17 protein-coding genes are annotated in these 22,479 nt (G+C 65.6%); 9 read left to right on the top strand and 8 right to left on the bottom strand.

What is annotated here, in order from left to right:
* Positions 1-21 precede the first annotated feature (21 nt).
* The 4 genes from M1B35_RS12265 to M1B35_RS12250 all read right to left on the bottom strand — a co-directional run bounded on the left by M1B35_RS12265 (position 22) and on the right by M1B35_RS12250 (position 5,417).
* Positions 22-1,455: an aldehyde dehydrogenase family protein gene (locus M1B35_RS12265; protein WP_268262025.1), complete on the bottom strand. Its 1,434-nt coding sequence runs from the start codon at positions 1,453-1,455 to the stop codon at positions 22-24.
* On the bottom strand, positions 1,452-2,648 hold the full coding sequence (locus tag M1B35_RS12260; protein ID WP_268262024.1) for an iron-containing alcohol dehydrogenase: 1,197 nt from the start codon (positions 2,646-2,648) through the stop codon (positions 1,452-1,454). Before M1B35_RS12260 ends, M1B35_RS12265 begins: the two co-directional genes overlap by 4 nt.
* A gap of 104 nt (positions 2,649-2,752) precedes the next feature.
* Positions 2,753-4,222, bottom strand: a complete 1,470-nt coding sequence (locus tag M1B35_RS12255; protein WP_268262023.1) for an APC family permease — start codon at positions 4,220-4,222, stop codon at positions 2,753-2,755.
* A gap of 286 nt (positions 4,223-4,508) precedes the next feature.
* The gene (locus M1B35_RS12250; RefSeq protein ID WP_123332661.1) at positions 4,509-5,417 is read right to left on the bottom strand and encodes a LysR family transcriptional regulator; all 909 of its coding nucleotides are present in this window, start codon (positions 5,415-5,417) and stop codon (positions 4,509-4,511) included.
* 128 nt (positions 5,418-5,545) lie between these two features.
* Between M1B35_RS12250 and M1B35_RS12245 the strand changes: the two genes are divergently transcribed.
* The 4 genes from M1B35_RS12245 (at position 5,546) to M1B35_RS12230 (ending at position 10,854) form a co-directional block, all read left to right on the top strand.
* Positions 5,546-7,063: an MFS transporter gene (locus tag M1B35_RS12245; protein ID WP_268262022.1), complete on the top strand. Its 1,518-nt coding sequence runs from the start codon at positions 5,546-5,548 to the stop codon at positions 7,061-7,063.
* A 152-nt stretch (positions 7,064-7,215) separates the two neighbouring features.
* Entirely contained in the window at positions 7,216-8,124 is a 909-nt protein-coding gene (glsB, locus tag M1B35_RS12240; RefSeq protein ID WP_123332665.1) for a glutaminase B, read from the top strand.
* A gap of 181 nt (positions 8,125-8,305) precedes the next feature.
* Positions 8,306-10,123 (top strand): allophanate hydrolase, encoded by a 1,818-nt coding sequence (gene atzF / locus M1B35_RS12235; RefSeq protein WP_268262021.1) that lies wholly within the window; start codon positions 8,306-8,308, stop codon positions 10,121-10,123.
* The gene (locus M1B35_RS12230; protein WP_268262020.1) at positions 10,120-10,854 is read left to right on the top strand and encodes a GntR family transcriptional regulator; all 735 of its coding nucleotides are present in this window, start codon (positions 10,120-10,122) and stop codon (positions 10,852-10,854) included. Before atzF ends, M1B35_RS12230 begins: the two co-directional genes overlap by 4 nt.
* Positions 10,855-10,881: 27 nt before the next feature.
* Here the strand turns inward: M1B35_RS12230 and M1B35_RS12225 are convergent, their stop codons facing one another.
* Positions 10,882-11,355, bottom strand: coding sequence for an LEA/WHy family protein (locus M1B35_RS12225; RefSeq protein WP_123332671.1), 474 nt, complete (start codon positions 11,353-11,355; stop codon positions 10,882-10,884).
* A 69-nt stretch (positions 11,356-11,424) separates the two neighbouring features.
* The gene (locus M1B35_RS12220) at positions 11,425-12,864 is read right to left on the bottom strand and encodes a nucleobase:cation symporter-2 family protein (protein WP_123332673.1); all 1,440 of its coding nucleotides are present in this window, start codon (positions 12,862-12,864) and stop codon (positions 11,425-11,427) included.
* Positions 12,865-13,195: 331 nt separating this feature from the next.
* Here M1B35_RS12220 and feaR point away from each other — a divergent pair, with 331 nt between their 5' ends.
* Positions 13,196-14,134: a transcriptional regulator FeaR gene (gene feaR / locus M1B35_RS12215; protein WP_123332675.1), complete on the top strand. Its 939-nt coding sequence runs from the start codon at positions 13,196-13,198 to the stop codon at positions 14,132-14,134.
* Positions 14,135-14,152: 18 nt separating this feature from the next.
* On the opposite strand, the gene M1B35_RS12210 is transcribed toward feaR, so the two are convergent.
* Complete coding sequence (locus M1B35_RS12210; protein ID WP_268262019.1) at positions 14,153-14,977, bottom strand: helix-turn-helix transcriptional regulator; 825 nt, start codon at positions 14,975-14,977, stop codon at positions 14,153-14,155.
* Positions 14,978-15,188: 211 nt separating this feature from the next.
* On the opposite strand from M1B35_RS12210, the gene M1B35_RS12205 reads away from it, so the two are divergent.
* The 4 genes from M1B35_RS12205 (at position 15,189) to M1B35_RS12190 (ending at position 21,772) form a co-directional block, all read left to right on the top strand.
* Positions 15,189-16,553, top strand: a complete 1,365-nt coding sequence (locus tag M1B35_RS12205; RefSeq protein WP_268262018.1) for an APC family permease — start codon at positions 15,189-15,191, stop codon at positions 16,551-16,553.
* 9 nt (positions 16,554-16,562) lie between these two features.
* Entirely contained in the window at positions 16,563-17,666 is a 1,104-nt protein-coding gene (locus M1B35_RS12200; protein WP_268262017.1) for a DmpA family aminopeptidase, read from the top strand.
* 183 nt (positions 17,667-17,849) lie between these two features.
* Positions 17,850-19,505 carry a VRR-NUC domain-containing protein gene (locus M1B35_RS12195; protein ID WP_268262016.1) on the top strand — a complete coding sequence of 552 codons (1,656 nt, stop codon included), beginning with the start codon at positions 17,850-17,852 and terminating at the stop codon, positions 19,503-19,505.
* Positions 19,502-21,772 (top strand): ATP-dependent DNA helicase, encoded by a 2,271-nt coding sequence (locus M1B35_RS12190; protein WP_268262015.1) that lies wholly within the window; start codon positions 19,502-19,504, stop codon positions 21,770-21,772. Before M1B35_RS12195 ends, M1B35_RS12190 begins: the two co-directional genes overlap by 4 nt.
* A gap of 48 nt (positions 21,773-21,820) precedes the next feature.
* Here the strand turns inward: M1B35_RS12190 and M1B35_RS12185 are convergent, their stop codons facing one another.
* Positions 21,821-22,468, bottom strand: coding sequence for a response regulator (locus M1B35_RS12185; protein ID WP_123332687.1), 648 nt, complete (start codon positions 22,466-22,468; stop codon positions 21,821-21,823).
* Positions 22,469-22,479: the final 11 nt, after the last annotated feature.

Genomic DNA, 22,479 nt, shown 5'->3' with positions numbered 1-22,479 from the left:
CCGGCCCTCAGCCCGCAGTTCTCAGCCCAGGCAACGGGTCACGTGCTTCACCGATTGATAGGCCGCCAGCCCCCAGGGCCCCAGCTCACGGCCGATGCCGCTGGCCTTGGTGCCGCCCCATGAGGTTTCGACGAACACCGCCTGCAAGGAGTTGATCCAGACGTGGCCGACGTCCAGGGCTGCGGCGACTTCTTGCGCCCGCTGCAGGTCTTGGCTGATGACTGTCGCCACCAGGCCGAAGGCACTGGCGTTGGCCTGTGCCAGGGCTTGCTCGCGGCTGTTGAAGCGCTGAGCGCAGAGCACCGGGCCGAAGATTTCCTCGTTCCACAACCGGCTGCTGGAGGGCACGTCGGCGTACAGGGTCGGGCTGACAAACCACCCCGGCCCGGGCAAGGCCTGGCCGCCGCTGAGGCAGTGCAGGCCTTCTTCGCGGGCCACGGCGAAGTACTCCTGGACCTTGTGCCACTGCGCCGCGCTGGTCAGCGGGCCCATGTCCACCTCCTGCTGCGCCGGGTTGCCGACGCGCAGATCGGCCAGGGCTGCGGCCAGCCGCGCCAGCAAGGGCTCGGCGATGCTGTCCTCCACCAGCAGGCGCGAGGTGGCGGAGCACATCTGCCCGGCATTCCAGCAGATGCCACCGATGATCCATTGCACCGCCTGCTCCAGGTCGGCATCGGCAAACACGATGATCGGCGACTTGCCGCCCAGCTCCAGGGTCAGCGGCCGGCAGTACGCGGCGGAGCTGTTCATCACCCGCTGGCCGATGGCGTTACTGCCGGTGAACGACAGCTTGTCCAGGCCCGGGTGGGCGCTCAACGCTGCGCCGGTCTGGCTGCTCCCGGCCACGATGTTCAGCACACCCGGCGGCAGCCCCAGAGTGCTGGCGATCTCGCCGTAGACCTGCTCGATCAGCGGCGTGACTTCCGAGGGTTTGAGCACCAGGGTGCAGCCGGCGGCGAGGGCCGGGGCCAGCTTCCACGCGCTGGTGACCAGGGGGAAGTTCCACGGCACGATCAGCCCGACCACGCCCAGGGCCTCGAAGCGCAATTGTGCGCTGAAACCCTCGGCCCGCAGGGGCACGTTCTGTTCCTGGCGAGCATCCAGTTGCCGGGCCAGCCCCGCGTAATAGTCGAAGGTGGCGATGGCGTCGTCGAGGTCGACCTCAGCCTCGTGCCGAGGCTTGCCGTTATTGCGCATTTGCAGGGCAATCAGGCTGTCGCGCCGCAGTTGCAGTTGGCGGGCAAAACCGTCGAGGAACGCCGCACGCTGGGCACCGCTCAGGGCGCGCCACTGGGGCAGGGCACGGCGCGCGGCCGCCACCGCCTGATCGACCTGCGCCGGGCTGGCGGCGGCTACCTGGGCAATCACTTCTCCCCGGCAAGGGTCGTAGACGTGCATCGGCTGCGGGTCTTCGCCCAGGGTCGGGCGACCGTCGATGTACAGGGCAGGGATCATGGGCGGGCTCCTGGCAGTACGCCGCTGACGGCGTGACGGAAAATCTGGCTGTAGTCCTCGGCCGTCAACGGCCGGGCATTGGTGTCGGAGGACGAGATATCGGCCAGGGCCTGGGCGCCGACCCAATCTGCGTCCTGGCTATCGAGGCCGATCTCGCTCAGGGAGTGGGGAATGCCCAGGTCGCGGCGCAGCTCGAGGACCCAGTCGAGGAAACCCTCGAAGTCGGCCCGGGGCAGCTCCAGGTAGCGCGCCAGGCGGGCGATGTCGGCGCTGATCAGCGGCTGGTTGGCCTGCAACACGTAGGGCAGGAGGATCGCGTTGAGCAAGCCGTGGTGCTTGTGATAGCGCGCACCCAGGGGGTGGGCCAGGGCATGCACCCCGCCCAGGCCTTTCTGGAAGGCCACTGCGGCCATGGCCGAGGCCACCAGCATGCCTTCGCGGGCGGCCAGGTCCTTGCCGTCGCGGCAGGCCTGGCGCAGGTGCTGGGCCACCAGGCGAATGCCTTCCACGGCGATGCCGCTGGACATCGGGTGGTACAGGGGCGAGCAGAACGCCTCGATGTGGTGGGTCAGAGCGTCCATGCCGGTGGCGGCGGTCAGGGCGGCGGGCAGGCTGCGGGTCAGCAGGGGTTCGAGGATGACGCACGCGGGCAGCAGTTCCGGGTGGCTGATAACCCGTTTGACCTGCAGTCGGGTGTCGGTCAGTACCGCTTCGCGGCCCAGTTCCGAGCCGGTGCCGGCGGTGGTCGGCAGGGCGATCAACTTGGGCAGGCCGAGGGCCGGGAAGTCGCTGAGGCTGGGGTAGTGCTCGATGATCTGCGCCCACTCGAAGCGTTGCAGGCCTTCAGGGTCCCGGGCCAGCAGGCTGATGCCCTTGGCCGCGTCCATGGCGCTGCCGCCACCCAGGGCGATCAGCGAATCGTGGCCGCCGGCGCTGAACACGCTGGCGCCTCGCTGCACATCTTCAAGGCTCGGGTTGGCACTCAATTCGCTGAACACCGCGAACTGCACACCGGCTTGTTTCAGGTGCGCGGTCAGCAGGGCGAAGGGTTCCAGGCCGAGCATGCCCGGGTCGGTGACCAGCAGGGGCTTGCCCATGCCCAGCAGGGCGCAGCGGTGGGCCAGGCCTTCCAGGGCGCCGGTGCCGCAAAAAATCTCGGTGGGGTAGTTCCAGTAATGCACGGAGGGGGACATCGACAGCTCCAAAAGCAGTGGCTTCAACACGACAAGGGGGAGGGGCGGCCGGGGTGGCCGCCGCTACACAGAGGAGGGCGCTGTGGACCACAGCGCCGGGTGGATCACGGCGCCTGTCGGCCCCGTTGCTCGGGCTTGGCCAGGAACAGGTACAGCAGCCCCAGCACGGCCAGGCTGGAAAACACCAGGATCACCGCCCACACCTGGAACCAGGGGGCGCCGGGTGGGGCCAGGGATTCCCGCGGCCAGGCGACGTTGATGCTTTCGAACACCAGCCAGAAGAACGCCATGAAATTGATCGGCAAGCCCCAGCGACCCAGGTTGAACACCCCGGGCTCAGGCTGCCAGCGCCCACGCAGGCGGTTGATCAGGGCGCAGGCGGTGACGATCAGGAACACCAGGAAGAAGCCGCCGCTGCCGAAGGCGATCAGGGTGCCCACGGCGGTGGCATTCAGGCCCAGGGCCAGGCCGAAGCTGGCCAGCAGCGTGCTCAGGACCATGGCGGCAAATGGCACTTTGCGTTTGTCCACCCGGCGCAGCAGGGCCGAGGCCGGCAGGATCGAGTCCCGGGCCATGCCGAACACCGCCCGGCCGATGTAGGTCTGCACCGACACCACGCAGGCAATAAAGGCCACCAGCACCACGCCGACAAACGGCCGCTCGGCCCAGGCACCGAAGGCCTCGACCACCGCCGGGGTCACCGGGTCGATGACCTGGCCCGAAACCATGCCCGCGGTATCGCTGAAGGACAGGGTGACGGCAAAGGCGGTGAGCATCACCGTCAGGCCCACCAGGATCATCGAGCGCAGGATGGCCCGGGGCGTCGAGGTGCGCGCATCGGCGGTTTCTTCCGAGACCTGGGAGCAGGCATCAAAGCCCAGGAAGGCCCAGCCGCCGACCGCCATCGCCGTGACAAACCCGCTGAGGTAGCTGCCGTCGCCGCTGGCCTGGGTGCTCAGGCCTTCGAACAGCAGGGACCAGGAATGGTTGCGGAAAAACACCAGCAACAACAGGCCGATGCCGATCGAAGCGATGGCTTCGGCGATGATGCCGGCGTTGACGAAGTACTTCAGCGGGTTGATGCCCAGCAGGTTCACCCCCAGCCCGAGCAACAGCAGCACGCCGCCGCTGAGCACTTGGGCATTGGGGCTCGGTGGCTGGCCGGTGACGAAGAGCCAGAGCCAGAAACCGCCGAGGTAGGCCACGGTGGTCAGGGATGCCAGGGCTGAGGCCAGGTACATGAACCCGGTGAACCAGGCCCAGCGATCACCCGCCAGGCGCTTGACCCATTGGTAGCAGCCGCCGGCCAACGGGTACTGGGAGGCGAGTTCGGCGTACACCAGGGCCACCAGCAATTGCAGGGCCAGGCACAGGGGCACGATCCAGACCCAGGAAGGGCCGACGCTCATGGCACCCAGGGCCATGACCGAATAGATCCCCACCACCGGGGACACGGTGGCGAAACCCACGGAGAACGAGGACCAGAGTGACAGGCCGCGGTGCAGTTCCTGGCGGTAGCCCTGGCGTTGCAGGAGGTGTTCGTCGGTGCTGTGCGGGGTGACGGAGTCAGTCATGGCTGAGCCTCCGTGGCGCGTGGGCGTCGACGGTCATTCCGCGCCCGTCAGGGGCACGTCGAAGGGTAGGTGACATAGGGATTCCTGGAGTCGGCAGATCAAATTGTTATTGGGGTGGCCTGTTGCTTTTGTTCTAGGCGTACCGACGTTGCCTGCCCTGCAAGGGCAGGGACGGGTCGAGCTTACGGGGGCTAAACATCAGCTTAAATACCCATGTTCGGAAGCTGACATCTTGAATTGTTGATGTATGGCGCCGCGCCCCAGAGCGATCGGCGCCGGGCCGGGATCAAGCCGACGGCGGCCGGCGTCCCAGCACCAGGCGTTCGCCGAGGAAGTCGACGAACACCCGCAGCTTGGGCAGCAGGTGCCGGCTGCTGGGCCAGAGGATGGAAAACTTGCCGCTGTCGATCTGGTAGTCGTCCAGCACCGACACCAGGCTGCCCTCGGCCAGGGCGCTGCGCACCACGAAGTCCGGGACGAAGGCGATGCCCAGGCCCTGGCCGGCGGCGAAGATCAGCGACTCCAGATTGTTGCTGGTCAAGGCGCTGCGCAGCAGCAACGGCGGGGCGTCGGCGGGCAGGGCCAGGGTCCACTCCTGGAGTTGGGTGCTGCCGGGGAATTTGTAGCGCAGACAGGCGTGCTGCTCCAGGTCCCGGGGCGTCTGCGGAATGCCGTGGCGGGCGAAGTAGTGGGGCGCGCCGATCAGCACAAAGGCAAAGGGCCCGAGGGTTCGCGACTTGAGTTGGGAGTCTGCCAGTTCGCCGCTGCGGATTACCGCGTCCACGCCTTCGGCAATCACGTCGATCAGGCGGTCGTTGAAGTCTAGGTCCAGCTCGATCTCCGGGTAGCGCTCGCTGAACTCCGGGAGGATCGGCAGCAGCATGCGGTAACCGATGGCCGGCAGGCTGACCCGCAGCTTGCCCCGGGGCGTGTCGCTGATGCGCGCCAGTTCCGCCTCGGCCTCTTGCACCTCCGCGACGATGCGCTGGCAGCGTTCGAAAAACAGTGTGCCCTCATCGGTCAGGCTGATGCGCCGGGTGCTGCGGTTAAGCAGGCGCACCCCGAGTTTTTCCTCCAGGCGCGCCAGGCTTTTACCCACCGCCGAGGCGGACAGGCCCAGGCGTTTGCCGGCACCGACGAAGCTGCCACTTTCCACCACCCGCACAAACGCCAGCATGCCGTTGAGGTTGTCCATGGTGCTTCCCTGATTGCAGCGTAAATGTCCGTAAAGCGCGGACTCTCGGCCTGTTTTTTCGCGATTGCGGCGAATTTACCATCCAATTCTCAGCCCTGTCTGCTGACTCACTCGCTTTCGAGGTTCCGATGAATTCGCCAATCGACCTGCCGGCCAGCGCCGCCCCGACCACCCACAACGCGTCCGCCTACGGGGTGTTGGCGGCGGTGTGCCTGGCCGCCCTGATCCTGCCGTTGACCTTTGTCGGGGTCGCCGTGGCCACCCCGGCCATCGGCCGCGAGCTGGGGGGCAGCCCCCTGGCCCTGAGCTGGATCACCAATGCCTTTATGTTGAGTTTCGGCAGCGCCCTGATGGCCGCCGGCACCCTGGCCGACGAGTACGGACGCAAGCGTGTGTTCAGCCTCGGTGTCGGCCTGTTCGCCTTGACCTCTCTGGCCCTGGCCTTTGCGCCGTCGGTGTTGTGGCTGGATGCCTTGCGGGCGGTGCAGGGGCTGGCCGGCGCCGGAGCCTTGGCCGGTGGTTCGGCGGCCCTGGCGCAGACCTTTGAAGGCCGCGCCCGGACCCGCGCCTTCAGCCTGTTGGGCACCACCTTTGGCCTGGGCCTGGCGTTCGGGCCGATCCTCGCCGGGGTGTTGATCGAGCACTTTGGCTGGCGCTCGATTTTTCTCTCCGCCACGCTGATCGGCGGCTTGGCCCTGTTGTTTGGCGTGCCGCGCATGGAGGAATCCCGAGACCCGGACGCCGCCGGCGTCGACTGGCCCGGCACCGTGAGTTTCACCTTGGCCCTGGCGCTGTTTACCTGGGCCGTCATCCAGGCCCCGCACAGTGGCTGGAGCAGCCCCTGGGTGCTGGGGCTGCTGTTGGCGGCGCTGCTGTCCCTGCTGCTGTTCATCCTGATCGAGGCTCGGGTCAAGCGGCCGATGCTCGACCTGTCGCTGTTTCGCTACCCGCGTTTTGTCGGCGTGCAACTGTTGCCGATCGCCACCTGCTATTGCTTTGTGGTGCTGCTGATCCTGTTGCCGATCCGCTTTATCGGCGTGGAGGGCTACAGCGAGGTGGAGGCCGGGCTGATGATGGTCGCGTTGTCGGCACCGATGCTGGTGGTGCCGTTGTTGGCGGCCTGGCTGACCCGCTGGTTCAGCGCCGGTGCCTTGTCGAGCCTGGGCCTGCTGGTGGCCGCCGTGGGCCTTTACCTGCTCAGCCGTGTGGCGCCGGGGCAACCGCCGGCGACCACGGTCGGGCCCTTGCTGCTGATCGGTCTGGGCGCCGGGGTACCTTGGGGCTTGATGGATGCGCTGTCGGTCAGCGTGGTGCCCAAGGAGCGTGCGGGCATGGCCAGTGGCATTTTCAGCACCACCCGCGTGGCGGGTGAAGGGATTGCCCTGGCACTGGTGGTGGCGATGCTCGCGGGCCTGTTGCAACACTCCCTGGGGGCAGCGCTGCCGGGCTCCGAGCACCTGTCCCTGGCGGCCCAGCAACTGGCCAATGGCAATCTGGCGGCCAGCACCGAGCTGCTGCCGGCGCTGGGGCGCGGGGTGTTGCTGAAGCTTTACGGCGAGGCCTTCAGCAGCCTGTTGTACGTGCTGATCGGCATTACCTTGGCCTCCGCGCTGGTGGTTCGCCTGGCCTTGCGCGAGCGTCATTGAGGGCGCCGGTCCGGGCTGCCGACCCCAGCTCGCCTGCGCCGCGAGTAAAAATACGCGGGCGCAGGCCTTGGCACTGTGTTCCGCAGGCGCTGGCGTGCGTCTAGCAGCCATGGCCCCGCAGCCGTTCGGGGACCCCGACCATGAGCCAGAACATGCAAGCCCTGCTGAACCAGATTCTTGATGAAGTCCGCCCGCTGATCGGCCAGGGCAAGGTGGCCAATTACATCCCGGCCCTGGGGGACGTGCCCGCCAATCAGTTGGGCATCGCCGTGTATGGCAACGATGGCCAGGTGTTCAGCGCCGGCGACGCTGAAACGCCGTTTTCGGTGCAGAGTATTTCCAAGGTCTTCAGCCTGGTGCAGGCCATCAACCACTCCGGTGAGGCGATCTGGGAACGCCTGGGCCACGAGCCTTCCGGCCAGCCGTTCAACTCGCTGGTGCAGCTGGAGTTCGAGCGCGGTCGGCCACGCAATCCCTTTATCAACGCCGGAGCCCTGGTGATCTGCGACATCAACCAGTCGCGTTTTGCCGCGCCGGCTTTGTCGATGCGCGATTTTGTGCGGCGCCTGTCGGGCAACATGCAGATCATGGTGGATGGTCGGGTGGCCGAGTCGGAGTATCAACACCGCGCCCGCAACGCGGCCATGGCCTACCTGATGCAGTCTTTCGGCAACTTCCACAACGACGTCGAGGCGGTGCTGCGCAGCTACTTCAGCCACTGCGCCTTGCGCATGAACTGCGTGGACCTGGCCCGGGCCTTCTGTTTTCTGGCCAATGACGGTTTCTGCAAGCACAGCGGCGAACAAGTGCTCAGCGCGCGCCAGACCCAGCAAGTGAACTCGATCATGGCCACCAGCGGCCTGTACGACGAAGCCGGCAACTTCGCCTATCGGGTCGGCTTGCCGGGCAAGAGCGGGGTCGGTGGCGGCATCCTCGCCGTGGTGCCGGGGCAGTTCACCGTCTGTGTGTGGTCGCCGGAACTCAATGCCGCAGGCAACTCCCTGGTGGGCATGGCGGCCCTGGAGCTGCTGAGCCAACGCATCGGCTGGTCGGTGTTCTAAGCGGCGAACCACAAAGCGGCGGGCAGGGCGGCGGCGCCTCAAACCGGGGCAGAGCCGAGGCTTTTGGCGGTCTTGGGCCGGCCTCGGGTGGTTGCCGAAGCCTGTGATTCCGTGGGTTCGGTGCCTTGGCCCGGGCTTTGCTTGGGTGGGATTCAAACTTGGATACAAGATGGAGTCCCACATGCAAAGCGAGCAGCGTCCCTCTTTTGGCTGGACTGTCGGTGAGTGGCAGGCGGCCTATCGCCAGGGCGATCTGCGCCCGGATGCCTTGGTCAGCCTGCTGGCCCAATTGGCCGCCGATGACCCGGCCTGGATCAGCCTGGCCAGCCCCGAGCAACTGGCTGAGCAACTGGCCCAGTTGGACGAGTGCCTGCAAGCGGCCCAGGGCAACCTCAGCCGTTTGCCGCTGTACGGCGTGCCGTTCGCCATCAAGGACAATATCGACGCGGCCGGCTGGGCTACGACGGCCGCCTGTCCGGCGTTCAGTTACCCGGCTTCGGCGGATGCCACGGTGGTGGCGCGTCTGCGAGCGGCGGGGGCGATTCTGGTGGGCAAGACCAACCTCGATCAGTTCGCCACCGGCCTGGTGGGCACGCGGTCGCCGTACGGCGCGGTGCCCAACAGCTTCAACCCGGACTACGTCAGCGGCGGCTCCAGCTCCGGCTCGGCCTCGGTGGTGGCCCGGGGGCTGGTGGCCTTCGCCCTGGGCACCGACACCGCCGGCTCGGGGCGGGTGCCGGCCGGGTTCAACAACATCGTCGGCCTCAAGCCGACCAAAGGCCGCCTGTCCAACACGGGCCTGGTGCCGGCGTGCCGCAGCCTGGACTGCATTTCGGTGTTCGCCCTGACCGTGGAAGATGCTGAGCAGGTGGCCGGGATCGCCGAGGGTTATGACCCCGACGACGCCTATTCACGGCGCAACCCGCAACAGGCCCCGGTGGCCATGGGCAAGGCGCCCAGGTTGGCGGTGCCGGTGGATCCGGAGTTTTTTGGCGACAGCCAGAACCAGGCAGTGTTCGAGCAGGCGGTGGCGCATTTGGCTAGCCTGGGCGCGCAGGTCTGCCCCATCGACTTCAGCGATTTCAAGCAACTGGCCGACCAGTTGTACTTCGGCCCTTGGGTGGCGGAGCGCACGGTGGCCCTGGAAGACCTGCTGCGCAGCCAGCCCGAGGCGATCAACCCAGTGGTGCGCGGCATCGTCGAAAACGGCCACGGCTACAACGCCTGCGACGTCTACAAGGCCGAGTACCTGCGGGCCGAACTGAGCCGGCGGATCAATCGCACCCTGGCCGGTTTCGATGCCCTGGTCGTGCCCACTTCGCCCACCCTGCGCACCCTGGCGCAGATGGCCGAGGAGCCGGTGCGCTACAACTCGCAATTCGGTTACTACACCAACTTCACCAACCTGGCCGACCTGTCGGCCCTGGCATTGCCCGCCGGCTTGCGCAATGACGGCTTGCCAGCGGGCATCACCCTGATCGCCCCGGCCTGGCATGACCTGGCCCTGGCGGATTTCGGCAAGCGCTGGCAAGCCAGCCTGAACCTGCCCCTGGGCGCCACCGAACGCAGCCTGCCGAGGCCGGCGAGCCCGAGCCAGGCCCCGGGCAGCGTGCGCCTGGCCGTGGTGGGCGCTCACCTGAGCGGCATGCCGCTGAACTTCCAGCTCACCAGCCGCGACGCGGTGCTGGTGGAACAGACCCTGACCAGCGACAACTACCGCCTGTATGCGCTGCCCGGCACCGTGCCGCCCAAACCCGGGCTGGCCCAGGGCGAAGGCGGGCGCTCGATCATCGTTGAACTCTGGGACCTGCCGGTGGGGCGTTTTGGCGAGTTCGTCGCCGAGATCCCTGCGCCCCTGGGGATCGGCAACCTGACCCTGGCCGACGGGCGCAGCGTCAAGGGCTTTATCTGCGAGCCCTGGGCCCTGAACGACGCCAAGGACATCAGCGCCTTCGGTGGCTGGCGTGCCTACATCGCCAGCCTGAAACACAACGGATGAGCGGCCTCGACCCGGCAGGCTCGACGGGGCAGCGGGCCACTCCCGTCGCCCAGGAGCGCCCGGACAACCTGGCCGAGCGCATTTACCGCCAGCTCAAGGAGGACATCTTCGAGTTCCGCCTGCTGCCCGGCGACCGCTTCAGCGAAAGCGAGATCGCCGAGCGCATGGCGGCCAGCCGCACCCCGGTGCGCCAGGCGTTGTACCGCCTGGAGCGCGAGGCTTATGTGCAGGTGTATTTCCGCAGTGGCTGGCAAGTGCGGCCCTTCGACTTCCAGTATTTCGAAGAGCTGTACGACCTGCGTATCGTCCTTGAACAGGCGGCGGTGGCGCGGTTGTGTGCCCAGGTCCCGGCGGACAACCCGGTGTTGCAGGGGCTCAAGGCGGTGTGGCTGGTGGAGGCGGCGGAGCGCCTGGAGGACGGCCCGCAGGTGTCGGCTTTGGACGAGGCGTTTCACTGTGCCCTGGTGGCGGCCACCGGCAACAGCGAAATGGCCCGGGTGCACCTGGATGTGACGGAAAAGATCCGCATCATCCGCCGCCTGGACTTTACCCAGGCGCCGCGGATTGCTGCGACCTACGCCGAGCATGGGCAGATTCTCCAGGCCATCCTCCAGGGGCAGACCGAGGTGGCGCAGCAACTGCTCCAGGCCCACATCCACATCAGCAAGCAGGAGGTGCGCAACATCACCCTGCATCGGCTGTACAGCGCCCGCCAGGCTCCGCTGCTGTAGGCGTCTTGGGCCGGGCCCTGACAGCGTTTACCAGTCGCCGTTGGCGGCGTTGGGCAGGCTTAGGTGGCCGCGCTCGACGAAGCGCAAGGTGCCGAACAGGCCGCCGGCCAGCTTGCCCCGCAACACATAGGGCAGGTTGTCGAAGCCCTGGGTCTGGCCCAGGCCGAGGGTCTGGCGCAACACGGAAAACGCCGAAACACTCACCGGCACCACCAGCACGCCTTCGGAGAAACGGCCGATGCGCCCGTGCTGGTCACTGACCCCCGACGCCAGGGGCCGGCCGTTGACTTCCAGGTCCAGGGCCGCGCCGTTGTAGTCGATGGCGCTGTCATTGGGGTTCTGCAAGCGCAGGGTCACGGCAAAGCGCATTTCCAGGTCTTCGCTGGGCAACGGCTCGATGCCCACCACATTGATGTTCAGCGGGTCGCGCTGGGGGAACAGGGCACAGGCGCTGAGGCTGGCCAGGAGCAGGCACAGGGTCAAACCGAAAATCTTGCGCATCAGGCACACCTGTCAAGTCGTGAAGGGAGGGCGTCGGCAGCGGCCACGCAGCATAGACGCCCGAGAACCTCACGAGTTCGTTTTACCGCCCATGTCCGGGTCTTGCATGACCTTGAGGGTGGCCGCCTCCGGGTCGAACTCGTCTTCCTCCAGCTCGATGAACTCTTCCGGCAGGAAGATGTTCAGGAAGATCGCGCAGAACGCGCCCACGGTGATCGGCGATTCGAAGATGTTGTGCAGCGCCTTGGGCAGGTCCCGCAGCACTTCCGGCACCGCCGCGACGCCCAGGCCCATGCCCAGAGAAATCGCCACGATCAGCACGTTGCGCCGATGCAGCCCGGCCTCGGCGAGGATCTTGATGCCGGCCACCGCCACGGTGCCGAACATGATCAGGGTGGCGCCGCCCAATACCGGCTTGGGCATCAGTTGCAGCACGGCGCCAATCATCGGGAACAGCCCCAGCAGCACCAGCAGGCCGGCGATGAAGTAGGCCACGTAGCGGCTGGCCACGCCGGTGAGCTGAATCACCCCGTTGTTCTGGGCGAAGGTGACCATGGGCAGGCTGTTGAACACCGCCGCCACCATGGAGTTGAAACCGTCGGCCAGCAGGCCGGACTTGATGCGCTTGATGTACAGCGGGCCCTTGACCGGCTGTTGGGAAATCATCGAGTTGGCGGTCAGGTCGCCGGCGGCTTCCAGGGGCGAGATCAGGAAAATCACCGCCACCGGGATAAAGGCCACCCAGTCAAAGGAAAAACCGTACTTGAACGGCACGGGCACGCTCATCAGCGGCACGTCGGGCAGGGCGCCCATGTCCACCCGGCCCAGCAGCCAGGCGACGAAAAAGCCCAGGGTCAGGCCGATGACGATCGAGCCCAGCCGCAGCATCGGGTGGTTGAAGCGGTTGAGCATCACGATGGTCAGCAGCACCAGGGCCGCCAGCCCCAGGTTGCTGGCCGCGCCCAGGTCGCTGGCGCCGTAGCCGCCGGCCATGTCAGTGACCGCCACCTTGATCAGCGATAGGCCCATCAGGGTGATGATGGTGCCCGTGACCACCGGGGTGATCAGCTTGCGCAGCTTGCCGATGAACTGGCTGAGGAACATCTCGATAAAGGCGGCGAAAAAGCAGATGCCGAAAATCGTCGAGAGGATCTCATCGGTGCCGCCGCCCCGGGCCTTGACCATAAACCCGGCGCTGAGCAGCACGCTGATAAACGAGAAGCTGGTGCCTTGCACGCACAGCAGGCCAGAGCCGATGGGCCCCAGGCGCCGAGCCTGGACAAAGGTGCCCAGGCCCGAGACGAACAACGCCATGCTGATCAAGTAAGGCACCTGGTCCTGCAGCCCCAGGACCCCGCCGAAGATCAGGGTCGGGGAAATGATCCCGACGAAACTCGCCAGCACGTGCTGCAGCGCGGCAAAAATCGCCGCGCTGAAATGGGGTCGGTCGTCGAGGCCGTAGATCAGGTCGGAGGTGTAGCGCGGCGTGGATTTATCAGCGGCGGTCATGGAAAAAAGCCCGGCAAGCCTGTGTCGAGGCGCTGCTCGACAGATAGCGAAATGAAGGAAATCGGGGCCTCAGGCGCACGGCAATCGGCAGAACCTGGGAACCCGGTCAGAAAAAAGGAGGCGCAGGATGCCAGAAACCTGCGGCGGCCAGAAGGGCCACGCGGTGCCTGGAGCGTTGGGCCAATCATTCCCGGGACTGCTGGCACAGCTCGTGCTTAGGCCATAACAGACTATCCACGCGGGCAGGGTTTCTTGCCTGGCAAATAGATAACATGTTAATGATATCGCCATAACAACAAAGGCGGTCTCAACCGGCTTCTGGAGGTGCACAGTGCTTGCTTCCCATAGTTTTGGTTCCTGGATAGGGGCGTTGCAGGGTGTCTGCGGCCGCTTCGACGCGCGCCCGGCGCTGAATTCGGCGTTATTTATCGGCGAGGTTGGGTTACTCGATTACGCCGGCCTGGAAGTGGCGCGGATCCGCACCAATGCCGGGCTGATCTCACGGCAGAGCACCAGCGTCGATCAGGAAGACGATCGCCACTGCTTCCTGATCGTCCAGCGCAGCGGCCACGCGCAACTCAAGCAGGGTGGGGAGAGCATCGAACTGGCCCCCGGCGACATGGCTCTGCTGGATTCGGCCGGTGCCTGCGAGATCGTGCCCCACGGCCTGATCGAACATGCGTCATTCCACTTGTCCCGCGATGAGGTGTATCGCCACCTGCCGGCCCAGCAACGCAAGTTCGGCAAACTGTCCCAGCACTGCGCCAGCGGTCGGTTGATGCGCTTGCTGGTGGAGCAGATCTGCAGCGGCGACCTCCAGGGGTGCGCGGCGCAGCAGGAAGGCCAGGCCCTGCAGGAAGCCTTGATTGCGCTGCTGGCGCCGACCTTGCGCCAGACCCTCAGCAGCACCCTCGACGGTTACGACAGCCTGCATGGCGGTTGCCTGCGCAGCCAGGCCCAGCAATTGATCAGCCAGTCCCTGAATGAACCCGGGTTGACCCCGGTGGCCCTGGCCCAGCAGTTGAATATTTCGGTGCGTCAGTTGTACCGGCTGTTTGAAGAGCAGGGCGACAGCGTCTGCCGGTTTATCCAGCGTTCGCGGCTCAAACGCAGCGCCGCCGACTTGAGTAACCCGGGCTTGCGCCACGAATCGATCACCGACATCGCCTTCAAATGGGGGTTTACCGATTCGGCCCATTTCAGCCGCACCTTCAAGAAGCATTTCGAGCAGTCACCGCGGGATTACCGCTCCAGCTCCTTGAACGCTTGAGGGCCTGCCGCCGGCGCCTCAGGGGTTGTCCAAGTCGTGCCCCAGGGACTGGATAAACAACGAAAACAGCTCTGGCTGAGAGGAAATGTCCAGTTTGGCGTACAGGTGCCGGCGGTGAACCTTGATGGTTTCCGGCGAGATTTTCAGGCGCTCGGCCATGGCCTTGGATGAAAAGCCCCGCAGGATCAGGCGGGCGATTTCCAGCTCGCGGTCAGACAGCACGCCACTGCCAAAATGGCTCAGGGCATCACGTATCTGGCTGGCCATTTCCTCGGCGGCTGCCGGTTTGCGCGGCTCCTGCGGCAGCCCCTGCTGCAAGCCTTGCTGCTGCCAGTGTTGCTGCATCAGCGGCAGCACCCAAGCGGCGAAGGTGGTGAGTTGGCCGACGTCCTGGGCCGTGAACAGGCGCTGCATACCCAACGACAACGACAAGGTGCCGGCCCCCGGCAACTGGAGGATGAATTGCAGTTCATCCTCCAGCACGTTGTCGTGGAAGTAGTTGAGGAAGTACTCGCTCTGGCGGAAGTGGTCGGGGGCGACCTCTTCCAGGCGGTACAAGCCGTTCGGGTAGCCCTCGCGGCACGCCTGGAAGAACGGGTCCAGCAGGTACAGGCCGTTGAGGTAGGTGAGCATCGACGCCGGTTTGCTCGACGGCTCGGCGTCGTATTCCTCCAGGGCCTGGGGCGGGCCCTCGGCGGGGTAGAAGATCGCCAGGGCGTTATCGAAGGGTGACGCCTGGTGCAGCAGCAGAATCAACTGCTTCCAGAACCGAGGAGTGCCGACCTGGGACAGGGTCCGGCCCAACCCGGCGTGCATGCCGACTTCCCTGAACAACGTACTCAAATACCGTGCTCCCGCAAAACCGTGACGAGGGTGTCGCTGCACGGTTTCGACCATTTGCGCGCCAGCGTCAAGGGGGAGTACTCCAATAGGGGAATGGGCCGCGCCCGTTTGGCTGATTAGAGTGACGGCCATCCAGTGCGACGCCAAGAACGCACCCGCTTGACTGACTTCGTTTCTGCCTCAGACCAAAAACAAACACGAGGATAACGACATGAGCTCTTCCACCGTGCCCGATGGCGCGCTGAAACCCACCCTGAGTGTGTTCGACGTAGTGGCAATCACCGTGTCCGGGGTGACCCCCGCCAGCTCGGTGTTCGTGATTGCGCCCTTTGCCATCCACCAGGCTGGCAGCGGGGTGTTCCTGGCCTTTGTCATGGCGGGGCTGCTGGCCCTGATGTTCGCCTTTTGCTACGCCGAACTGGGCCGGGCCCACAACAGCGCCGGGGGCGAATACGTCTACGCCAAGCGGGTGTTTGGCGGCCTGGCCGGCTACGCGACCTTTCTCACGGTGCTGGTGATGTTGCTGTTTATCCCGCCGGTGCTGGCCACCGGTGCGGCGACCTACCTGAACAATGCCCTGGGCACCCAGTACGACTCCCAGACCGTGGCCTTGGTCATCGTGGTCGGCAGTTACTTGCTGGGCATCCTCAATATCAAACTCAACGCCTGGATCACCGGCACCTGCTTGCTGCTGGAAATCGCCGCGCTGCTGGTGATCGTCTGCCTGGGCTTCGGTCATGCCTCGCAGCCGCTGAGCGTGTTGCTGCAACCGCAGATGGTCAACGACGGGGTGCTGCACCTGGCGCCCTGGGCCCTGGTGATCGGTGCGGTGGGCATTGGCCTGTTTTCCTACAACGGTTATGGCCCGGCCGTGTTGCTGGCCGAGGACATGAAGTGCCAGGGCCGCGGCGTGCACAAGGCGGTGCTCTGGTCCCTGGCGCTGGTGGTGATTATCGAACTGGTGCCGCTTACCGCGTTGCTGATCGGTGCGCCGTCCCTCAGCGAACTGCTGGCCAGCCCGGACCCCATCGGTTACCTGTTGACCAGCCACGGCAACCCGACCCTGGCGCGGGTGGTCAGTGCCGGGATCTTCCTGTCGGTGTTCAACGCCATTGTCGCCATCGTCATCCAGATCGGCCGGGTAGTGTTCAGCAGCGGCCGGGATGCGCTGTGGACGCCAGGCATCAATCGCCTGTTCACCCGCATCCACCCGCGCTGGGATTCGCCGTGGCTGGCTACGCTGTTCCTGGCGATCCCCTCGGCCGTGCTCAGCTTCAGTTCCAACCTGGCGGACCTGACGTCCTTCAGCGTGCTGCTGATCATGCTGGTGTACCTGATCGTGGCCCTGTGTGCCTTGATGAGCCGGGTGTTGCTGCGGGACCGGGCCCATCCCTATCGCATGCCGCTGTGGCCGTTGCCGGCACTGGTGGCGGTGCTGGGTGCGGGGTATTTGCTGGTCAATCTGTTCCTTGAGGCCTCGGCCCGGGACATCCTGGTGATTGTCGGGCTGCTGGCGCTGTCGGCGCTGCTGTACGGCACCAACGGCCGGTTCAGCCCGGCGTTTCAGAAACTCTAAGGAGCTGTTATGCGTGCACGTGAATTGGGTATCCGCCTGGGGCTGGGAACGCCGGGCCCCGACAACGGGATTACCGACGTTCCCGGGGTGCGGGTCGGCCACAGCACCCTCAAGGCCGAGGTCAATGGTCAGCAGGTACGCACCGGCGTGACCCTGATCCAGCCGCGGGAAGGCCCGGCGCGCGAGCAACCCTGTTTTGCCGGTTGCCATGTGCTCAACGGCAACGGTGACGCCACGGGCCTGGAGTGGATTCGCGAGGCGGGCTTCCTGGCCACGCCCCTGGCCATCACCAACACCCACAGCGTGGGGGTGGTGCGCGACAGCCTGATTGCCCTGGAACGGGAGCAACGGGCCGACCCGGCGGTGTATTGGTGCATGCCGGTGGTGATGGAAACCTACGATGGCCTGCTCAACGACATCTGGGGCCAGCACGTGGGCCCGCAACAGGTGCGTGAAGCCATGGCCCGGGCTCGGTCCGGGCCGGTGGAAGAGGGCGCGGTGGGCGGCGGCACGGGGATGATCTGCCACGAGTTCAAGGGCGGCATCGGCACCGCTTCTCGGCGTTTGCCGACGGCCCAGGGCGGCTACACCGTGGGCGCCCTGGTCCAGGCCAACCATGGCAAGCGCGAGGAATTGCGGGTCGACGGCTACCCGGTGGGGCGCCAATTGGGCGACATTGCTTCGCCGTTCGCCGAGCGCGGCACCCCGGGCATGGGTTCGATTGTGGTGATCCTGGCCACCGATGCGCCCTTGCTGCCGCACCAGTGCCAGCGCCTGGCCCAGCGTGCGTCCATCGGCATCGCCCGCACCGGCGGCGGCACCGAAGACTCCAGCGGCGATATCTTCCTGGCGTTCGCCACCGGCAACCGCGACCTGCCACCGGCGGACTATGGCCGCAAGGACCTGCCTTTGAGCACGGCCTTGGCGATGCTCAACAACGACCACATCTCGCCGTTGTTCAGCGCGGCCGCCGAAGCCGTGGAAGAGGCCATCGTCAATGCGTTGCTGGCCGGTGAAAGCATGAGCACGGCCAGCGGGGTGCAAGTGCCGGCCCTGGAACCCGAGCGGCTGTTGCAGGCCCTGGCGGCGACGGGGTGGCGTACCCGGCAATAGCGGGCCGGCCCCTGCGCCCTTGGTAAGCTGCCCACCCTGGGCGGCTTCAGGGGGCGGGCCCGGTGCTGTCGTTGGCGCCAGACAATCATCGCCACCATTTATCCAAATCTCGTTGCCAGGCCAGGGGGCAGCTGTTATCTGTACGCATAACCAGTATTCCTCTGCCGTGGCGCCTCAAGTTCTGTGACTTCAAATCCCCTGGAAAACCCCTTTTATTACTTGCACAACTTCCAGCAAGTGCTCGATTGGCTCGCTCAGCGTTATGCCGACGTGCTGTCGCCGGCCGAGCAGGGTTTTATCGACGACTTCCGTGCGTTACCCCAGCCGGCCCAGGCCTTGCTGGTGCGCATGGTCATGCGCAAGGGCCGGCATTTTCGCGCCAGTCGCTTGCACTACGTGGAGATCGGCGACAGCGCCGAGGCCGTGGCGCCGTTGCTACGCCTGGGTTGGGTGGATGAGCAGGCGTTATTGAGCCTGGAAGAGCTGTTCGGGCTGTTGCAGAAGGCCGAACTGCTCCAGGCGTTCAAGCCCCATATCCAGCAGCCCAAGGGGCGCAAGGGTGACTGGCTGGCGGAATTGGCGCCGCTGTTCGAGGCCCCGCTGACCCTGGCCCAATGGTGCCCGGCGCTGCCGGAGCGGCTGTTCAGCCTGACCCTGATGGACCTCTGCGATCGCCTGCGGCTGATGTTCTTCGGCAACCTCTATCAGGACTGGTCGGAATTCGTGCTGGCGGACCTGGGCATCTACACCTATGAAAAGGTCGAGATCGGCGCCGACTCCCGTGGCCTGCGCAGCCGAGAGGATGTGGACGGCTTTTTCACCCTGCACGGCTGCCAGGAAGACTTCGAGGCCGGGGCCGATCTGGACTCGGTGTTGACCCGGATTCGTGAGTTCCACAGTGCCAACCCCTGGTTGCAGCGGCGCCGCGCCAAGTTGCTGTTTCAGCTGGGCCAGCATTGCGAGCGCCTGGCCGACTGGCCGGCGGCGCTCAAGGTGTATGGCGATTGTGTCTATCCGGGCGCGCGCATGCGCCTGATCCGCGTGCTGGAGCGCAGCGCCGATTACCCCCAGGCCCTGGAACTGGCCTGTGCTGCGCAAGAGGCCCCGGAGAGTGCGGCCGAGGCCCAGCAGCTGTTGCGCATGGTGCCGCGCTTGCGTCGCAAACTCGGCGGCCCGCCCGCACCCCGTGGCGCCGCTTCGCGGCAGATCGAGCGCCTGGACCTGGCGCTGTCCCGGGGCGAAGACGGGCTGTCGGTGGAGTTCCTGGTGCAGGCTCATTTGCACGAAGAGCAGGCACCGGTGCATTACGTGGAGAACAGCCTGATCAATTCGCTGTTCGGCCTGCTGTGCTGGCCGGCGATCTTCGCACCTTTGCCGGGGGCCTTTTTCCACCCGTTCCAGCGCGGGCCGGTGGACCTCTTCAATGAAGACTTCCATGAGCGCCGGGCCGACTTGTTCCAGGCCTGCCTGGCGGAGTTGGAGGATGGCCGCTACCGCGAAACCATCACCCGGCGCTACGCCAGCAAATGGGGGGTGCAGTCGCCGTTCGTGTTCTGGGGGGCGCTGAACGAGGCGCTGCTGGAACAGGCCCTGGACTGCTTGCCGGCCCAGCACTTGCTGCACTGGTTCCAGCGGTTGCTCCTGGACATCAAGGCCAACCGCGCCGGGATGCCGGACCTGATCCAGTTTTGGCCGGAGCACAAGACCTACCGCATGATCGAAGTCAAAGGCCCGGGTGACCGCCTGCAAGACAACCAGTTGCGCTGGCTGGAGTTCTGCCAGGAGCAGCGCATGCCGATCGCCGTGTGCTACGTGCAATGGCAGGAGCTGGAGGCTTGAGCTACAGCGTTGCGGTGCGCGCCTTGTGCGAGTTCAGCGCCAAGGTCGGTGACCTGGACCTGCGCTTCACCCCGTCGCCCACGGCCCTGGAGGGCATGGCCGGGCATCGCACCGTAGCCGCTCGGCGCAACCCCGACTACCAGCAGGAGGTGGCGCTGGAAGGGCAGTATGGGCCGTTGCGGGTGCGCGGTCGGGCCGATGGTTATGACCCCCGGCAACAACTGCTGGAAGAGGTGAAGACCTTTCGCGGCGACCTCAGCCGGCAGCCGGCCAACCACCGTCAACTGCACTGGGCCCAGGCCAAAGTCTATGCCTGGCTGATGTGCCAGAGCCTGCAACTGCCGAGCCTGCGGGTGGCGCTGGTGTACTTCGACATCGTCAGCGAGGAAGAAACCTCGCTGGTGGAGACGTTCTCGGCAGCGCAACTGGAAACCTTCTTCAACCAGCAGTGCATGTGCTTCCTGGAGTGGGCCGAACAGGAAATGGCCCACCGCCAGGCCCGGGACCAGGCGACCCAGGCCCTGGTGTTTCCCCATGCGCAGTTTCGCAGCGGCCAGCGCAGCCTGGCCGAGGCGGTGTACAAGGCGGTCAGCACCGGGCGCTGCCTGATGGCCCAGGCGCCTACGGGCATCGGCAAGACTTTGGGAACGATTTTCCCGTTGCTCAAGGCCATGGCCGGGCAGGCCCTGGACAAGGTGCTGTTTCTCACCGCCAAGACCCCGGGCCGGCAGTTGGCCCTGGATGCCGCCCGGGTGCTGCAGGACAGCCATGCCGGGCTGCCGTTGCGGGTGCTGGAACTGGTGGCCCGGGACAAGGCCTGTGAACACCTGGACAAAGCCTGCCATGGCGAGTCCTGCCCCTTGGCCCGTGGCTTCTACGACCGCCTGCCGGGTGCGCGCCAGGCCGCCAGCGAGCAAACCCTGCTGGACCAGCAGAACCTGCGGCGCATCGCCCTGGAACATCAGGTGTGCCCCTATTACCTGAGCCAGGAAATGGCCCGCTGGAGTGATCTGGTGGTGGCCGACTACAACTATTACTTCGACTTCAGCGCCTTGCTGTTCGGCCTGGCCCAGGCCAATCAGTGGCAGGTCGCGGTGCTGGTGGATGAGGCCCACAACCTGGTAGAGCGAGGCCGGGCGATGTACAGCGCCAGCCTCGACCAGTACCAGTTGGGCAGCGTGCGCCAGGCCGCCCCCGAGGTGTTGAAGAAGCCTCTGCAACGGCTCAACCGTGAATGGAACGCCCTGCACAAGGAGCAAGTCGCCGCCTATCAGGCCTACGACCAGCCACCGAGTGCACTGCTCAAGGCCTTGGCCTTGTGCGTGTCGGCCATTGGCGATTACCTCAACGATCCGCCCCAGAGCCTGGACGCCGGGTTGCAGGGGTTTTACTTCGAGCTGCTGCAGTTCGCCCGGGTTGCCGAGCTGTTTGACGGGCATTTCCTCTTCGACATCAGCAAGCGTGAGGCGGGCGGGCGCCGCAGCCAGTCCCAGCTGTGCCTGCGCAATGTGGTGCCTGCCCCGTTGCTGCGTCCCCGGCTGAGCGCGGCACGCAGCACGGTGCTGTTTTCGGCGACCTTGAGCCCGCGGCATTACTACGCCGACCTGCTGGGCCTGCCGGACAACAGCGTGTGGATGGACGTGGAGTCACCGTTCCAGGCTGAGCAGTTGCAGGTTCAAGTGGTCAGCCGGATCTCCACGCGCTTCGCCCGGCGCCAGGCCTCCCTGGAGCCCATCGTCGAGTTGATGGCGCGCCAGTTCCAGCAGCGCCCGGGCAATTACCTGGCGTTTTTCAGCAGCTTCGATTACTTGCAGCAGGTGGCTGAGCTGTTGGCCCAGTGCTACCCGGCGATCCCCCTGTGGTTGCAGTCACGGGGCATGGACGAGGGGCAACGCCAGGCATTTCTCCAGCAGTTTCGCGCAGACGGCCAGGGCATAGGCTTTGCCGTGCTGGGCGGGGCGTTTGGCGAAGGCATCGACCTGCCCGGGTCGAAGCTGATCGGCGCCTTTGTCGCGACCCTGGGCCTGGCTCAGTTGAACCCGGTGAACGAGCAATTGAAGCAGCGCATGGCGGCGATCTTTGGCGCCGGGTACGACTACACCTACCTTTACCCGGGTTTGCAGAAAGTGGTGCAGGCGGCGGGGCGGGTTATCCGTAGTCAGGAGGATCGTGGGGTGGTGGTGCTGATTGACGATCGCTTTGCCGAAGCGCGGGTCCAGCAGTTGTTGCCTCGTTGGTGGGTGCTGGAGGGCGAGCCGGCGTTGTAGCGGGTGGCCTACGGGTTTCTCTTTCCGTTCAGGCCGGGGCACCGAGACTCAGTTGAAAATATTGCGGCCAATGCAGTAGGCCAGCAGGTCCTGGTCGCTTTGCACCTCCAGCTTGCGCATGGCCGAGATCTTTTGCGCGCTGATGGTTTTTGCGCTGCGATGCTGGGTGCGGGCAATGTCGCTGACGCTTTTGCCGGAGACGAACAGCCGGAGTATTTCAAACTCCTTGGGCGACAGGGTGGAGAAGCGGGCGTCGATGTCCATGTTGGACTCCATCACCGAGTTGGCTGCCGGTTCCAGGCTGCGGTAGGTGCCTTTCTGGGCAATGGTCTTGAGGGCGGTCTGGATTTCCTCGTGCAGTTGGCTTTTCTGGATCACCCCAACCACCCCCAGTTCGTGCAGGCGGGTGAGGATCAATTGATTGGAAATCATGGTCAGGATCAGGATCTGCAGCCGCGGGTAGTTGCGCTTGAGGTATTCCACCAGCTTCAGGCCATCGCCGTAGGGCGAGTCCCCGGGCATGTTGTAGTCGGTGATGAGGATGTCCACTGGCTGGCTTTCCAGCAGTTCGATCACGCCTTTGGAGCAGACCGCCTCACCCACGATCTCAAAACGATCGTCGCGCTCCATCAACTCCCGAACCCCCAGCAGCACAATGGGGTGATCGTCGGCGATGACAACTTTCATTTTTTTCATGAGACACACCC

The sequence above is a fragment of the Pseudomonas morbosilactucae genome (assembly GCF_023241665.1).
Lineage (GTDB): Bacteria > Pseudomonadota > Gammaproteobacteria > Pseudomonadales > Pseudomonadaceae > Aquipseudomonas > Aquipseudomonas morbosilactucae.
This window is presented reverse-complemented; position numbering and strand designations above follow the sequence as displayed.

What these genes read in the sequence shown, in the direction of transcription:
- M1B35_RS12260 (WP_268262024.1), bottom strand. Translation starts at nt 2,648, where the DNA reads ATGTCCCCCTCCGTGCATTACTGGAACTACCCCACCGAGATTTTTTGC.
- M1B35_RS12250 (WP_123332661.1), bottom strand. Translation starts at nt 5,417, where the DNA reads ATGGACAACCTCAACGGCATGCTGGCGTTTGTGCGGGTGGTGGAAAGT.
- atzF (WP_268262021.1), top strand. Translation starts at nt 8,306, where the DNA reads ATGCAAAGCGAGCAGCGTCCCTCTTTTGGCTGGACTGTCGGTGAGTGG.
- M1B35_RS12185 (WP_123332687.1), bottom strand. Translation starts at nt 22,468, where the DNA reads ATGAAAAAAATGAAAGTTGTCATCGCCGACGATCACCCCATTGTGCTG.
- M1B35_RS12265 (WP_268262025.1), bottom strand. Translation starts at nt 1,455, where the DNA reads ATGATCCCTGCCCTGTACATCGACGGTCGCCCGACCCTGGGCGAAGAC.
- M1B35_RS12220 (WP_123332673.1), bottom strand. Translation starts at nt 12,864, where the DNA reads ATGACCGCCGCTGATAAATCCACGCCGCGCTACACCTCCGACCTGATC.
- M1B35_RS12225 (WP_123332671.1), bottom strand. Translation starts at nt 11,355, where the DNA reads ATGCGCAAGATTTTCGGTTTGACCCTGTGCCTGCTCCTGGCCAGCCTC.
- M1B35_RS12230 (WP_268262020.1), top strand. Translation starts at nt 10,120, where the DNA reads ATGAGCGGCCTCGACCCGGCAGGCTCGACGGGGCAGCGGGCCACTCCC.
- M1B35_RS12200 (WP_268262017.1), top strand. Translation starts at nt 16,563, where the DNA reads ATGCGTGCACGTGAATTGGGTATCCGCCTGGGGCTGGGAACGCCGGGC.
- M1B35_RS12255 (WP_268262023.1), bottom strand. Translation starts at nt 4,222, where the DNA reads ATGACTGACTCCGTCACCCCGCACAGCACCGACGAACACCTCCTGCAA.
- glsB (WP_123332665.1), top strand. Translation starts at nt 7,216, where the DNA reads ATGCAAGCCCTGCTGAACCAGATTCTTGATGAAGTCCGCCCGCTGATC.
- M1B35_RS12205 (WP_268262018.1), top strand. Translation starts at nt 15,189, where the DNA reads ATGAGCTCTTCCACCGTGCCCGATGGCGCGCTGAAACCCACCCTGAGT.
- M1B35_RS12245 (WP_268262022.1), top strand. Translation starts at nt 5,546, where the DNA reads ATGAATTCGCCAATCGACCTGCCGGCCAGCGCCGCCCCGACCACCCAC.